This window comes from Thermostichus sp. MS-CIW-23, assembly GCF_054059455.1.
The window spans coordinates 33131-47105 of record NZ_JBSSCC010000007.1; the positions used below are offsets into that span (position 1 = coordinate 33131).

Consider the following 13975-nt stretch of genomic DNA (forward strand, 5'->3'; position numbering starts at 1 on the left):
TTCTGTCCATGTCTGAACCCCTGAATCCCCCTTTCCATTCCGAGCCCCAAAACGCCTCGCCCAGCGCAAAGGTTGCCTCAGATGCCGTCAATGGCGCTGCTGAGGGCCTGAACTGGGAGGAGCTGTGGCGGCAGCTGGAAGCGGGCTGGCAGGATCTGCCCCGTCGCTCCGAAGAGACGGTGCAACAGACCCTGGCTCGCCTGCAACTGGAGTGGGGCGGGCTGTGCCGAGAGGCGCGGGATCGGCTGCAAAGCGCTCTGGAACAGTCGAGAACGGCGGGATCCCCAGAACCCATCCACCGAGAGCTGCAAGCGCTCTTGCCCCTGCTTAACCCCTGCCAATGGGAAGTGGTCATTGGCTCTTTGCGGCAGGCTGCGGATCGCGCCTGGGTGGCCAGCTTGCTGTATCACGGCTTGCAGGAAGCGGCCTATCCAGAGGCGGAAAGCCACGGGATCCCTTCTTGGGCTCGGACGCTGACCTCTGACCAACGCTCTGCTCTGGAGGCGATGAGTGCCCGTGCCTATGGCAACAGCCGCCTGCCTTTGGTGATGGACAAAAGCGGCCAGATTCAAGTAAAGGCCTCAGCCGCCTTGTTGGCCGCCTTGATCGCCATCGAGATCGGCAGTGTGGGTTCGGCAGGTGCCTTGTCCTTGCTGGGCACACCGGAGCTGCGCAAGCTCTTGAATGCCGAGGGCAAGCTGCGGCGAACTGGCTTAAAACAGGGACGAACTGCCCTCACAGAAGAAGAATGGCAAACGCTGCGCCGTTGGCTGGATCCCAAGGGATCTCCTCCCGACTGGTATCTCAATCTCACTCAAGTGGGGATCCAGACCACCCAAGTAGGGGACTATGCGGCACGGCGGCTGCGGGAGTTTTTCCAGAGCGAGTGGATCAAGCTCGTGATCCCTCCCTTGTATCACCTGGTCATCGATGCAGTGCGGCTGCTGACGGGAGAAGTGTTTCTCAGCGTGGGCACCACCCTGGAATCGGCTTTGGAATCGGCAGAGGCAGGGCGGCGACTGGAGTTGGTGCTGCAAGCCTTGCCCCAAGCGCGGAATATTCCCAGCCCCGACCGGATCCAAGCTGCCATCCCCGCTGTGGTGGAAGCTGCCGAGAAAATCCTCAGACCCCTGCTGGCCCGCCAGTTGATGACCGTGGCGGACATCTTCGATCCGCCCATTCGCAACGAGAGCTTAAATGAATTGGGGCGGCAGCTCAACCTCTGGAACCCCTTCCAGTTTCTGCTCACCTGGAGCACGGCCGGCTGGCTGGAGGCCCTTCTGGATCAGATCAGCGAGTTGCAGCAGACCTACCCGGAAATGCCCCTGTGGGAGAGCTATCGCCAGGGCCTTGAAACGGCAGTGCAAGCTCCACGGGTGATGGATCAGGCGGAGGCTCTGCGTCTAACGGCCAAGAGTCTGGATCCCAAGTTGGATCCCTTGGAAGATTGAGTAGATGATGCATAGGGAAGAAAATTTCCTACAGCATCCACAAAGTGAGGCTGGCAGGCTAGGTGGAATCTTTTCTACGCCAAAGACAAATCTGCACGGGTTGTAGAGGGTGGCCGGCGGACTGGTTTCCAACCTATTCCCAAGTTAGCCATCCAGGCGGCTAGGAAAACTCCATCCACGCCACCAACTGGCCACCCCCGTAAGCAAGGGGAGTGTCGAACAAAAACATGCGGGTCAAGGACGTGACCGGTAAGATCCAAGCAGGGATCCCCAAATAAAGAAACGAAGAAGAAACCAACGTGCAACATCAAGTTTTGGGGTTAGGCATTGCGGGGCTGGCGGCGGCGCGGCTGTTGCGGGCCCAGGGCTATGAAGTGCTGGTTTGGGATGAGCAAGATTCCCCTCTTCTCAGACAGCGGCAGGCTGAGCTCAATCAAGAAGGGATCCCGGTTCGGCTGGGGCAGCCTTTTCAACTGGCCGAAGGGGTGAAGCAGGTGGTGGTCAGTCCAGGTATTGCTTGGGATCACCCGCTGCTGCAGGAGGTGCGTCAACAGGGAATCCCGGTGGTGGGGGAGGCGGAGCTGGCCTGGATCTATCTTGACCACCTACCCTGGGTGGGGATCACCGGCACCAACGGCAAAAGCACCACCACGGCTCTGGTGGCGGAAATGTTCAAGGCGGCGGGGTTGCAAGGGATCCCCTGCGGCAACATCGGCCTGCCCCTGTCGCAGGTGGCTTTGGCAACGCTCCAGGGAAAGCTCAAGCCGGATTGGATCGTGGCGGAGCTGAGCAGCTATCAGTTGGAAGCCAGCAGCCGCCTCATGAGCAGTACTCCTGGAGGGCCGCCGCGCATTGGGGTGTGGACCACCTTCACTCCCGATCACCTAGAACGGCATGGGACGCTGGAGCGCTATGCCAGCTTTAAGGCTCGCCTTTTGGATCGGGCCCAGTGGCGGGTGCTCAACGGCGAGGATCCCTACCTGTGCTGCCGCCGGCAGGACTGGGAAAATACCTATTGGACTTCCCTTGTTGCTACCCAAGGCTGTTGTGACCGGGATCCCACCGCAACCCTTGACCTGCGGGAAAACCGCCTCTACATCCAGGGGGAGATGGTGGCGGAGCTGGAGGACTTTGCAGAACGCTGCCCTGGCCAACACAACCTGCAAAACCTGCTCTTGGCGGCAGCAGCAGCACGTCTAGCTGGGCTCCCCAACGCTGCCATTCAAAAAGCCATCCGATCTTTTGCCGGCATGCCCCATCGACTGGAGCGGGTGGCGCAAATCCAGGTGGGATCCACCCCTATCCGCTTTGTCAACGACAGCAAGGCCACCAACTACGAGGCCGGCTGGGTGGCGCTCAACGCCCTTTCCCCACCCATTATTCTGATTGCCGGAGGAAGGGCTAAGCAGGGGGATCCCGGCGCCTGGTTGCGGTTGATTCGGGCCAAGGTGGCCCGCGTGGTGCTGATGGGGGAGTCTGCCCCAGTGCTGGCAGAGGCCCTCCAGGGGATCCACTATACTGACGTTGAGCTGGTGCCAACCCTAGATGTAGCGGTGGAAAGAGCCTTTGCAGCGGCTTGTTCCCTTTCGCGTCAAGCTCAGAGCTTGGGGAAGCCCGCTCAACCCATCACCATTTTGCTGTCCCCCGCCTGTGCCAGTTTTGACCAGTACTCCAGCTTTGAACACCGTGGCAACCATTTCCGAGCCTGCTGCCAAGCCCTTCAGGGATCCCTGGAATGCTGAGGCTCGCTGGCTGCGCTGGCTCACCTTGATCTGGTTGGTGCTGGGGCTGCTGATGCTGTTTTCCGCTTCCTACCCGGTGGCTCAGCGGATCACTGGCGATGGCCTCTACTTTTTCAAGCGGCAATTGCTCTGGGCCGGGTTGGGTCTGGGTTGCTTCTGGGCTCTGGTGCGGATCCCGCTGCGGCGCTGGTTCCCCTGGGCCGGGATCCTCTGCTTGCTGGGAGTTGGCTTGGTGTGGGCCACCCAGGTGCCGGGATTGGGGGTTTCCCGCCTGGAGGCCAGCCGCTGGCTGGATTTGAAGGTGATCCCTGTTATCCAGCCCTCGGAATTGCTCAAGCCCCTGTTGGTCTTGCAGGGATCCTGGATCTTTGGCCGCTGGTTTCACCATCCTCCCTGGTTCCGCATCCTCTGGGTGGTTATCTTCGCCTTTGCGCTCTTGGGGATCCTCGCCCAGCCCAACCTGGGCACCACGGCCATCTGCGGCCTTACCCTCTGGGTCATGGCTTGGACTGCCGGGATCCCAGCTTTCACCCTTTTGGTTACAGCGGGGCTGGGGATTCTGGCGGCTGTGGTGAGCATTCTCAGCAAAGATTACCAACGACGGCGCATCTTGGCTTTTTTGGATCCCTGGGGTAACGCCCAAGGGGATGGCTATCAGTTGGTGCAAAGCCTGTTGGCCATTGGCTCCGGCGGCCTGTGGGGCAAAGGGTATGGCCTTTCCCAGCAAAAGCTGTTCTACCTGCCCATCCAATACACCGACTTCATCTTCTCGGTGTATGCAGAAGAGTTTGGCTTGGCCGGATCCCTGTTCTTTCTGGGGTTGCTGACCTTCTACACTCTGCTGGGCTGGCGGGTGATGGGGCGCTGTCGGGAGTTGACCATTCGCTTAGTAGCCTGTGGCTGCCTGATGTTTTTGGTGGGTCAGTCACTGATGAACATCGGCGTGGTCACTGGGATTTTGCCCACCACAGGCGTGCCCCTGCCTTTGTTCAGCCATGGGGGTAGCTCCATTCTGGCAGGGCTGATCACAGCAGGATTGTTGGTGCGGGCAGCCCGCGAAGCAGGGTAAAGTAAGGCTGCATGTTGCCAACCCAGCAAAGGGATCCTTTCACGCAAGCAGCAAACCCAGAGGGCCAGGGATCCCTATTGGTTGGCCTCTGCTTTAGACCGGCTTCTTATGCAGCAAAATCCAGAGCTGACGTTGCAACCGAGCCTAGATCCAGCCCATTTCATCCAAAACGAGGGTAAACACCGTCGCGCAACAGGCCACCAACAGCGACACATAAGCCGGCTGACCGTGGGCAATGCAAACGCCGGCTGCCACCGAAGCGCCCGCAGCTGCAGAAAAGGTACGACCTGCCCAATTGCCTTTGGAGGGTTTGTCAGAAGGATTGAATTTGTTAAACATTTTTACAGCAGAAAGAGGATTCAAAGGGAATAAACTTCATTAGGAAACGGCCTCAGGTTATCACCCCCCGACTCGATTCCAGAGGGATCCAAGGCCATTCTCAATATTTCTTCGCTTAGGCTTCAATCTTTCGTAAAATTGCGCTGAGATGCTCATAATCACCCCGCAACAGACAGCTCAACTGCCGACCTGCCTGTAGAAGCCAGTTGCGATCTCGGTTCAGGATTCGGTAAGTTTGGCGAATCACGGCAGCCACCAGCTCATCGGTTGGGATCCCGTTGACCCGTAGCAGGGTGCGCAAAAACTCGAAAGAGCGGCAAAATTCCCTCACTTCCGTATCGGAGCAGAGATAAACCGGCTGGTGAATCTGGGGAGGGCGTGGCGGCAAGTACTGGTAGACTCGTCCCCCGCTGACAAAGCCGACAATGGCCGCGCGGAAATCGGTGCGCAACATGGCAAAAATTTGGGGCTGTTGCTCCCGCAGCTCCTGAGGGGAGAGGCCCAAAGCCCTGGCGCGATGGACGGTGTCGATGGGGGCGATGGCGGCATAGCAAACCACGCCATAGATCAGGTTGCCGGTCTCTTCGTCTTGGGAGCGCGTCCAACTGCCGAGAGCAGGCATGGGTGGGAAGGTCAGACGTTCCGGCTCGAAGCACTGGGCCACAAAGGTTGTGGTGTTGGCTTCCACCACTTCTCCAAAAGCAGAGGCTGGCTGGGGAGAGATGGCCTTGGCTCTCATCGCGATCTCAGACTCCTCAAGGGTTGCTGCTGCAGAGGCCGGCGAAGGGAGGTGGAATTCAGACCCACAGACAAGTCAAGAGAAAATAGAATCTTTCTAGGTTTTAAGACTTGTGAAGATAGGGGCAATCCCCTCGCCCAACCTTTTACCCCTTCTGCAACGTTTTGTCCGATCCCCGGACGGCAAATCGGCAACTCAACGGCCTATGAGATCCTCATTGCTAAGAAAGTTAGCCGATTTTGGGGATCCCTGCGTAATATATTTTTTCACACGCTCCCGCGCAAATTCGCCATCCTAAATATTAGCCATTCTAAGTATTGAGCAGTTGGCGAGCGGAGGGAGAAACAATGAATGCTCAGCAACGCGGCCAAATCATCGCTTCTGAGTGGATGATCGACAGCCAAAACCCGGTACACTCCATTTCTCGGCTCAAGCGCCGGGCAACCTATTCCGATGTAACCCTCTGGTGGTTGGTGGTGCAGCTAAACCTGATGGAACAAAACTCTATCCACACCGATCACCGATAGGATGGACGGCACAAGAACAATCGGCTGCACGAAAATCCCAGCCCAGGAACATCCCGGATCCTAAATCCAATCTTAAAACTTAAAAAAAACAAAAGAAGAGCTGAAAGTTGAGTCGGGTTGCACCTCGAACACCAGCTCTTCTGGACAGAGTAAGGAATAGAGATAAAGAAGAACCGAGTCTCGACCCCCCTTTAATCCTCCAGAGGCAAAGCCGCCACCTGGGCCGGTTGCACTGGCGAGGGGAAGAAAGGCCGCTGCACGATTTCAGTTGCCAACACACTGCGCAACTGGGCAGCTACCGCCACCGTTGTGACATCGTAGGTTTGGGTAGCCAGGCGTGGGTAGAAGCCAATGCCGAGGATCGGCAACAGCAGACAGAGGGCCACCGCCATTTCTCGCGGACGCACATCCCCCAGGTAATCTTCCAAAACTAGGCCGGGATCCTGAGCCCCGTAGAACACCTGCCGCAGCATGGAGAGCAAGTAAATGGGCGTCAGAATGATGCCCACTGCCGCCAGCAGGGCAATTCCCGCTTTGAAGGTCGGCGCATAGGCATCGCTGGTGGTCAAGCCCAAGAACACCGTCAGCTCACCCACAAATCCACTCATGCCCGGCAGCGCCAAAGAGGCCAGGGATCCCGCTGTAAACAGGGCAAAAGCCTTCGGCATCTGCTTGGCCAACCCTCCCAACTTGTCGAGGGCAAGGGTGTGGGTGCGCTCGTAGGTGATCCCCGTCAGGAAGAACAGAACCGCGGCAATCAGACCGTGGGAGATCATCTGCAGCACTGCCCCATTGATGCCCAGCTCCGTGAAGGCGGAGATCCCGATCAACACAAAGCCCATGTGGGCAATGGACGAATAGGCCAAGCGCCGCTTGAGATGGTTCTGACCAAAGGCCGCCAACGCCCCGTAAATGATGTTCACCACACCCAACACCGCCAGCACAGGGGCGAAGTACACGTGGGCTTCCGACAACATGCCCACATTCATGCGGATCAGGCCATAGCCACCCATCTTGAGCAGAACTCCCGCCAAGATCATGGAAATGGGAGCAGAGGCTTCGCTGTGGGCATCCGGCAGCCAGGTGTGCAGCGGAAAAATCGGCAGCTTCACCCCAAAGGCAATCAGCAAAGCCGCATAGGCCAACAGCTCCAAGGCCAGTGGGTAAGACTTAGCGCTCAGCTCTGCCATCTCCAGGCTGAAGCCCTCGCCGTAGAAGGCCATCGCCAGGGATCCCACCAGGATAAAAATAGAGGCGGCAGCGGTGTAGAGGATGAACTTGGTGGCGGCGTACTGGCGCTTCGGCCCACCCCAAATGGAGATGAGCAGATAGACCGGCACCAGCTCAATCTCCCACATCAGGAAGAATAGAAGCATGTCCTGCGCCAGAAATACGCCCACCTGGGCGCCGTACATCAGCAGCAGCAGGAAGAAAAACAAACGCGGCTTGTGGGAGAGATTCCAAGCCGCCACAATCGACAGGGTCGTGATCAAACCGGACAGCAATACCAGCGGCAAGGACAGGCCGTCCACCGCCAGCGACCAGTGGAATCCAATTTGGGGCACCCAGGCGTAGCGCTCCGCCAGTTGCAGAGAAAAGTCCTGCAGGTCATAGTGCCGCGCAAAGACATAGGCCATCAGGCCCAAATCAAAAGCCCCCACAGCGAGGGCATACCAACGCACCCAACGGCTCTGGGGGATCAAGGGGATCCCAAAGGCTGCCAGCAGAGGCAAGAGCACCAGCACCGACAGCCAGGGAAACTCAAGAGAATTGCTCATGACCGGGAATAAATACTCATGCTCGATATCTCAATGATATGAAGCTGTGTAAACAAATGGGAAGCGATATTTACAAAAAAATCTGCGCAATAGCGCAGATCTCGAGAAGGTTTCTCCAATGCCAATCATCGAGGAGCCTCGAGGGATCCAGCAGGACAGCACTCCGCCAGGTGGATGGGCCACCCGAGTTGGCCAGAGAACCTTGTGGGGATCCCCCGGCAAGCGACTCCCCCGCTACTGGGGAAGTGGCCAGGATCTACTCGTCTTCGGCAAAGACAAAACGGTGCAGCTCGTCCAGGGTTGGCTCTGGGCTTTCCAGAGCAAAAAGAACCGCGTCCTCAATCACGGCGCTGACCTCCGCGTGGATGGCTTGGAAGTCTGCCTCGGACATTAGGTTGTGCTCCAGGGCATAGCGTTCCAGTTGTTTAATGGGATCCCGCTGCCGCCAGAACTCTTTTTCCTCAGGACTGCGCAGCTCGTCAGGGTCGGCAAGGGAATGGCCCCGGAAACGATAGGTGATGCACTCCAGCAAGGTGGGGCCTTCTCCGGCACGGGCGCGGGCGATGGCCTGTTGGGCGGCCTCTCGCACTGCTAGCACATCCATCCCATCCACCTGGTAGCCGGGCATGCCAAAAGCTGGGCCCTTGCGGTAAATATCGGTGTCGGAAGTGGCGCGTTCATGGGCCATGCCAATAGCCCAGAAGTTATTTTCCACCACATAGACGATGGGCAACTTCCAGAGGGCGGCCATGTTGAGGCACTCGTAAAACTGGCCGTTGTTGCAGGCTCCATCCCCAAAGAAGCAGGCGGTTACCTGGTCAGTGCCCCGGTATTTGGCAGAAAAAGCAGCCCCCGTCGCCACTGGGATCCCTTCGGCCACGAAGGCATAGCCCCCCAAGAAATTGTGCTCCGCCGAGAAGAGATGCATGGAGCCGCCCCGACCCTTGCTGCAGCCGGTGGCCTTGCCGAACAACTCTGCCATGACCGCCCGCGGTGGGATCCCTGTGCTGAGGGCATGCACATGATCGCGGTAGGTGCTGCACACATAGTCGGTGGGCTTGAGCGCCTTGATCACCCCCGTAGAGACGGCCTCTTGGCCGTTGTACAGATGCACAAAGCCGAACATCTTGCCCTTGTAGTACATTTCGGCGCACTTGTCTTCAAACAGGCGGCCCAGCACCATGTCTTCATAGAGAAGACGAGCCTCTTCGGCAGAAATGCGAGCAGTTGTGGAGCGCGAAGTAAGTTCTTGAACCATGCTGCGGTGCAACGAATCAGAGGTATCTTAGGCGGTCAGCAGTGAGCTTTGCGGTTTGCCCATTATCTCATGCTCCAGTCTGTCTGCCACCTTACCTGGAAATCCCATCCTGCAGGGCCGAAAGCGGTTGTTTCGAGGCCAAGGGAGTTAAACTGAAAGGCTAGGGCAAGAGGCGTTTCCATTGCAGCAGCCGCATCAGGACTCCGTCCCGCAAACGCGAATCTTGAACACCAGAGGGGGGGTTTCTTCTGCTCTCGGCTTGGACGTCGATCTGCTGGAGCCGGGGGCAAGAGGTATTTGGCCAGCCAACGTGACGGGGTGCGCCCATGGGAGCCCGTTGGGTTAGCGGTTTTGCGGCGGTGTTGTTTGCGTTGGCGGTCACCCTGCTAGGGGGCTGGTATTTTACTGCAGCCATTGGGCTAATCATTTTTTTGGCCCAGTTGGAGTTTTTTCGCTTGGTGCAAGCCAAAGGCAATGCGCCGGCCATGCGCACCACCATGTTTTCCAGCCAGGTGCTGGTGATTTTGCAGCAGGTGAGGCCGGAGTGGACCAGCCCTGCCTTTATCGTGGCGGGATCGATCATCTGTTTTTATTTGCTCTTTAAGCCCAAGGTGGCCACCATTGCCGATATTGCCACCTCGATTTTGGGGTTGTTCTACTGTGCGTTGCTGCCCAGCTTCTGGATTCGGGTCAGGGCCTTGTCTTTTGCGCAAGGGCTGGGCGAAGGGCTATGGATTACGCTGCTGGCCATTGGCTGCGTGATCGCTGCCGATGTGGGGGCCTACCTGTGTGGTCGGGCCTTTGGGCGCACCAAGCTCTCCATCCTCAGCCCGAAAAAGACGGTGGAAGGGGCGGTAGCCGGGATTGCCGCCAGCATGACCCTGGCCGTGGCCGGAGCCCACGCTCTGAGCTGGCCCTGGAGCTGGCTGAGCGGCAGCGTGCTGGGGTTTTTGATTGGGTTAACTAGCCTGCTGGGGGATCTCACCGAGTCCCTCATGAAACGAGATGCGGGAGTAAAAGACTCCGGGGATCTCATTCCCGGCCACGGCGGCATTTTGGATCGGGGCGATAGCTACGTCTTTACCGGGCCGCTGGTGTTTTACTTTATGGAATGTCTGGAATGGCTCAACGCCTATTTCAGCCAATAATCGGGTTTTGTTCCTCAGCCTTCCTTTGCTGCATCTCCAAGATGACTTGTCTGACGTTTTCCAGACAGCAAAATCCCTGCGGGTTGTTCACCTGACAGCCACAGCCCCTGGCTTTGATGTGGTCGGCAATCCCCTCGAGGATAGCCTGGGGCGTTTTGGATCCCTGGAGCTCTTGCCAAATGCGCCGGCGCGTCCATCCAAAACAGTAGCAGACAGGCACGTCCTCGCCACTTTCTTTCTCGCCACTTTCTTTTTGAAAGACGGGAACCTTGAGGTCGTCAACCCCAAAGCTTTGACCTTCCTCAGAAAAATAGACGACGGGGCAAAGGGGATCCCGACAAAACGCATAGCTGGCGTTAGCATTAAGTTGCTCCAAAGCCTGACAAGACAGAAGGCTCTTCAGCGTAATCAGTTGAATCGGGATCCCTTGCTCCCCGCTCTTTGGACACAAGGGCTGCCAAGCTTTAGCAGAAAATGGGAAAAAGGGTTCTCTTGTCATGGGTTATTAAGCTGTTGCTGTTGAAAGATAGCGCAAGAGGAACTTTTCTCCTGCTCAGAAAATTTTTGTTGACACTTTTCAATGAGTGTCGATAACTCCCCTCTGAGTTCCTGTAGATGGGCGATTGACTTGTCGATTTGTCTTAGTTTTTCAGTTAGCTTTACGTACACCTGCCAACAGGGCAGGGCTTGCCCGTTCTCCTGAAGCAGGAGCAATTCTTTGATCTCGGCCAGGGTAAGTCCCAAAGCCTTAGCGCGGGCAATGAAAGCTAGCCGCTCCAGCTCAGCTTCTCCGTAGAGGCGGTAGCCCCCCTCTGTCCTACGGGGCTTGGGGATGAGCCCCAGGCGCTCGTAGAAGTAGAGGGTTTGGGGGCTGATGCCCAACTTCTCGGCTACCTGACCCACCCGCAGCAGCTCAGACATGCCGGGTTCTCTACCCTCTCTCCAGAAGCTCTCTTAGCCTAAACCCTGTAGCTAACTACAAGGTCAAGAGAGATCCCCAGCAAAGCCCACCCCCCCAAAAGAAAACCCGACGGCTGGGAGTAAGCTTGCTAACCTAGTTAGGGTAGTCCTTTGAGCAACCCAGCCCCCGCATGACTGCTGCACCTTCCCTCGCCAACCTGCCCAGCCAGTACAACCCCTTCGAGACCGAGCCGAAGTGGCAGCGCTTTTGGGAGGAGAAGGGCTTTTACGTGGCGGATCCCAAGGCGCCGGGAGAGGCCTTTAGCATGGTGCTGCCCCCGCCCAATGTGACGGGCAACCTGCACATGGGCCATGCTTTTGCCTTTACCCTGCCGGATGTGGTGACGCGCTACAAGCGCATGCGCGGCTACAACGTGCTCTGGCTGCCCGGCACAGACCATGCCAGCATCGCCGTGCACACCATCCTGGAAAACCAACTGCGCCAAGAGGGCAAGACCCGCTTCGATCTGGGCCGCGAGGCTTTTCTGGAGCGAGCTTGGGCTTGGAAGGAGCAGTCGCAGGGAGCTATCAAGAGCCAATTGCGGCGGCTGGGTCTCTCGCTGGACTGGACGCGGGATCGCTTTACCCTCGACGAGGGGTTGAGCCGGGCGGTAACCGAGGCGTTTGTGCGGCTGTACGAGGCGGGGCTAATTTACCGGGGGGAATATCTGGTGAACTGGTGCCCGGCCACCCAGTCGGCGGTGTCGGATATTGAGCTGGACGACAAAGAGGTCAAGGGCCATTTGTGGCATTTTCGTTATCCCTTGGCCGAGGATCCCAGCCAGTATCTGGTGGTGGCCACCACTCGGCCCGAGACCATGCTGGGGGATACGGCGGTGGCGGTGAACCCCCAAGACGAGCGCTATTGCCATCTCATCGGCCAGTTCATTCGCCTGCCCATTAAAAATCGCCTCATCCCCATCATTGCGGATGAGTACGTGGATCCCTCCTTTGGCTCCGGGTGTGTGAAAATTACCCCGGCCCACGACCCCAACGACTTTGAAATCGGCAAACGGCACCAATTGCCCTTCATCAACATCCTCAATAAAGACGGCACCCTCAACGAAAACGGGGATCCTTTCACCGGCCTAGATCGCTTTGTGGCCCGAGAAAAGGTGGTGCAGTGGTTTGCCGAACATGGCCTGCTGGAGAAGGTGGAGGACTACACCCACACCGTTCCCCACAGCGACCGCGGCGGCGTGCCCATCGAGCCTTTGCTTTCCATTCAGTGGTTTTGCGATGTCTCGGGGATGGGGGCTCGCTGTTTGGAAGAGGAATACCAACGAAATAGCCCCCGCTTTATCCCTGAGCGCTGGACCAAGGTTTATACCGGCTGGCTGGAAAAGCTGCGCCCCTGGTGCATTTCTCGGCAGTTGTGGTGGGGCCATCAGATCCCAGCTTGGTATCCAGTCCTCAATGGCCAGCTTCTCGAGGATCCCCAAGCTTTTGTGGTGGCCCGCAACGGCGAGGAAGCGCTGCTCAAGGCACGGGAAAAGTTTGGCCCAGAAGTTGAGCGGGTGGAACAGGATCCCGATGTGCTGGATACCTGGTTTAGCTCTGCTCTGTGGCCCTTTTCAACCCTGGGCTGGCCGGAAGAGACCGAGGATTTCAAACGCTACTATCCCAACTCCCTGATGTCCACGGGCTTTGACATCATTTTCTTCTGGGTGGCCCGCATGGCCATGATGGGATCCCAATTTACCGGCCAGATCCCCTTCAAAGATGTGTACATCAATGGCCTGGTGCGGGATGAGCACGGGGCGAAAATGTCCAAAACCAAGGGAAATGGCATCGATCCCCTGGAGCTGCTGGACAAATACGGCACCGACGCCCTGCGCTATGCCCTGGTCAAGGAGGTGGTGGGGGCAGGGCAAGACATCCGCCTGGCCTATGACCGCAAGACCGGCGAGAGCGCCAGCGTAGAGGCCGCCCGCAACTTTGCCAATAAGATCTGGAACGCCTCCCGCTTTGTGTTGATGAACTTGGAGGGGCGAACCCCTGCCCAACTGGGATCCCCTGCCCCCGAAGCGCTGGAGCTGGCCGATCGCTGGATCCTGTCGCGGCTGCACTCCACGGCCACCCAAGTCATCGCCGAGCTGGAAGCCTATGGCCTGGGCGAGGGGGCGCGCCTGCTCTACTCTCTCATTTGGGATGACTTTTGCGACTGGTACATCGAGCTGGTCAAGCCCCGGCTGCGGGGAGAAGACCTGGCTTCCAAACGCGCAGCGCAGCAGGTGCTGGCCACCGTTTTGGAAACCATTCTCAAGCTGCTGCACCCCTGGATGCCCCACATCACCGAGGAGATCTGGCAGCTGCTCACCCAGGCCAACCAAACCACCTCTATCTCCGTGCAGCCCTATCCCACCCCAGATCCCAGTTGGATCGACCCTCAACTGGAGCGGGAGTTTGGCTTGGTGATCCAAACCATTACCAGCCTGCGCAACCTGCGGGCAGAAGCCGGCCTCAAGCCCCAGCAGGCCGTCACCGCCCTCCTGGTTACCGACGATCCCACCCAGCAGCAAATTCTCAGGGCTGCCCAAGCCTACATCCGGGATCTAGCTAAGGCTGAGGCTTTGGAGATTACGGGATCCCTGGCCACGGAGCCCAAACAGGTGGCGGCTGCAGTGGTGGGCACGGTGCAGGTGCTGATGCCCTTGGCGGGATTGGTGGATGTGGAAGCGCTGCGGGCCAAGCTGCAAAAAGACCTGGCCAAGCTGGAAAAAGAGGCCCAAGGGATCCGCGCCCGCTTGGAGAACCCCAATTTTCTCAACCGGGCCAACCCTGAGGTGGTGCAAGCCAGTCAGGAGCAACTGGCGGAGCTGGAAGCCCAGATGAGATTGCTGGGATCCAGGCTGGAGAAGCTGGGCTGAGGTGGCGTCAGCCCAGGTAGGGCAGCGGAGTGTTTGGGCCGGGCCAGTTGGGGTGTGAAGGCAATGTCCCCAGAATTTCGCGAAATCGAAGTGG

Annotated in this window: 12 protein-coding genes; 6 read left to right on the plus strand and 6 right to left on the minus strand. The window is 58.2% G+C overall.

What is annotated here, in order from left to right; all coding sequences use genetic code 11:
• Window positions 1-8 precede the first annotated feature (8 nt).
• The 3 genes from ACVW0B_RS04175 to ACVW0B_RS04185 all read left to right on the plus strand — a co-directional run bounded on the left by ACVW0B_RS04175 (window position 9) and on the right by ACVW0B_RS04185 (window position 4262).
• Window positions 9-1451 carry a hypothetical protein gene (locus tag ACVW0B_RS04175; protein ID WP_414413453.1) on the plus strand — a complete coding sequence of 481 codons (1443 nt, stop codon included), beginning with the start codon at window positions 9-11 and terminating at the stop codon, window positions 1449-1451.
• A 299-nt stretch (window positions 1452-1750) separates the two neighbouring features.
• Window positions 1751-3193, plus strand: coding sequence for a UDP-N-acetylmuramoyl-L-alanine--D-glutamate ligase (gene murD / locus ACVW0B_RS04180; protein ID WP_457491016.1), 1443 nt, complete (start codon window positions 1751-1753; stop codon window positions 3191-3193).
• A complete protein-coding gene (locus tag ACVW0B_RS04185; protein WP_457491017.1) occupies window positions 3138-4262 on the plus strand; it encodes an FtsW/RodA/SpoVE family cell cycle protein in 1125 nt (374 codons plus the stop codon). Before murD ends, ACVW0B_RS04185 begins: the two co-directional genes overlap by 56 nt.
• Window positions 4263-4406: 144 nt before the next feature.
• Here ACVW0B_RS04185 and ACVW0B_RS04190 read toward each other — a convergent pair whose 3' ends face one another.
• Together ACVW0B_RS04190 and ACVW0B_RS04195 are read right to left on the minus strand one after the other, a co-directional pair.
• Complete coding sequence (locus tag ACVW0B_RS04190) at window positions 4407-4601, minus strand: hypothetical protein (protein ID WP_041436101.1); 195 nt, start codon at window positions 4599-4601, stop codon at window positions 4407-4409.
• Between the two features lie 115 nt (window positions 4602-4716).
• Window positions 4717-5340: a hypothetical protein gene (locus ACVW0B_RS04195; protein WP_457444142.1), complete on the minus strand. Its 624-nt coding sequence runs from the start codon at window positions 5338-5340 to the stop codon at window positions 4717-4719.
• 347 nt (window positions 5341-5687) lie between these two features.
• Between ACVW0B_RS04195 and ACVW0B_RS04200 the strand changes: the two genes are divergently transcribed.
• Window positions 5688-5867 carry a hypothetical protein gene (locus ACVW0B_RS04200; protein ID WP_011431964.1) on the plus strand — a complete coding sequence of 60 codons (180 nt, stop codon included), beginning with the start codon at window positions 5688-5690 and terminating at the stop codon, window positions 5865-5867.
• A gap of 191 nt (window positions 5868-6058) precedes the next feature.
• On the opposite strand, the gene ACVW0B_RS04205 is transcribed toward ACVW0B_RS04200, so the two are convergent.
• Both ACVW0B_RS04205 and pdhA read right to left on the minus strand, forming a co-directional pair.
• Window positions 6059-7645 (minus strand): NAD(P)H-quinone oxidoreductase subunit 4, encoded by a 1587-nt coding sequence (locus ACVW0B_RS04205; protein ID WP_457491018.1) that lies wholly within the window; start codon window positions 7643-7645, stop codon window positions 6059-6061.
• A gap of 256 nt (window positions 7646-7901) precedes the next feature.
• Window positions 7902-8903 carry a pyruvate dehydrogenase (acetyl-transferring) E1 component subunit alpha gene (gene pdhA / locus ACVW0B_RS04210; protein ID WP_414350741.1) on the minus strand — a complete coding sequence of 334 codons (1002 nt, stop codon included), beginning with the start codon at window positions 8901-8903 and terminating at the stop codon, window positions 7902-7904.
• 326 nt (window positions 8904-9229) lie between these two features.
• Here pdhA and ACVW0B_RS04215 point away from each other — a divergent pair, with 326 nt between their 5' ends.
• Window positions 9230-10051, plus strand: a complete 822-nt coding sequence (locus ACVW0B_RS04215) for a phosphatidate cytidylyltransferase (RefSeq protein WP_457403230.1) — start codon at window positions 9230-9232, stop codon at window positions 10049-10051.
• Here the strand turns inward: ACVW0B_RS04215 and ACVW0B_RS04220 are convergent.
• Both ACVW0B_RS04220 and ACVW0B_RS04225 read right to left on the minus strand, forming a co-directional pair.
• Complete coding sequence (locus ACVW0B_RS04220) at window positions 10041-10550, minus strand: putative iron-sulfur cluster-binding metallochaperone (RefSeq protein WP_457385621.1); 510 nt, start codon at window positions 10548-10550, stop codon at window positions 10041-10043. The two genes, ACVW0B_RS04215 and ACVW0B_RS04220, sit on opposite strands and share 11 nt — an antisense overlap.
• Window positions 10547-10972 (minus strand): heavy metal-responsive transcriptional regulator, encoded by a 426-nt coding sequence (locus ACVW0B_RS04225; RefSeq protein WP_414401614.1) that lies wholly within the window; start codon window positions 10970-10972, stop codon window positions 10547-10549. The genes ACVW0B_RS04220 and ACVW0B_RS04225 overlap by 4 nt, the downstream gene beginning before the upstream one ends.
• 170 nt (window positions 10973-11142) lie before the next feature.
• On the opposite strand from ACVW0B_RS04225, the gene ACVW0B_RS04230 reads away from it, so the two are divergent.
• Complete coding sequence (locus tag ACVW0B_RS04230; protein ID WP_457491019.1) at window positions 11143-13881, plus strand: valine--tRNA ligase; 2739 nt, start codon at window positions 11143-11145, stop codon at window positions 13879-13881.
• Window positions 13882-13975 lie beyond the last annotated feature (94 nt).

Coding starts and splice junctions, on each gene's coding strand:
- ACVW0B_RS04175 (WP_414413453.1), top strand. CDS start 9: ATGTCTGAACCCCTGAATCCCCCTTTCCATTCCGAGCCCCAAAACGCC.
- ACVW0B_RS04190 (WP_041436101.1), bottom strand. CDS start 4,601: ATGTTTAACAAATTCAATCCTTCTGACAAACCCTCCAAAGGCAATTGG.
- ACVW0B_RS04195 (WP_457444142.1), bottom strand. CDS start 5,340: ATGAGAGCCAAGGCCATCTCTCCCCAGCCAGCCTCTGCTTTTGGAGAA.
- ACVW0B_RS04200 (WP_011431964.1), top strand. CDS start 5,688: ATGAATGCTCAGCAACGCGGCCAAATCATCGCTTCTGAGTGGATGATC.
- ACVW0B_RS04205 (WP_457491018.1), bottom strand. CDS start 7,645: ATGAGCAATTCTCTTGAGTTTCCCTGGCTGTCGGTGCTGGTGCTCTTG.
- pdhA (WP_414350741.1), bottom strand. CDS start 8,903: ATGGTTCAAGAACTTACTTCGCGCTCCACAACTGCTCGCATTTCTGCC.
- ACVW0B_RS04215 (WP_457403230.1), top strand. CDS start 9,230: ATGGGAGCCCGTTGGGTTAGCGGTTTTGCGGCGGTGTTGTTTGCGTTG.
- ACVW0B_RS04220 (WP_457385621.1), bottom strand. CDS start 10,550: ATGACAAGAGAACCCTTTTTCCCATTTTCTGCTAAAGCTTGGCAGCCC.
- ACVW0B_RS04225 (WP_414401614.1), bottom strand. CDS start 10,972: ATGTCTGAGCTGCTGCGGGTGGGTCAGGTAGCCGAGAAGTTGGGCATC.
- ACVW0B_RS04230 (WP_457491019.1), top strand. CDS start 11,143: ATGACTGCTGCACCTTCCCTCGCCAACCTGCCCAGCCAGTACAACCCC.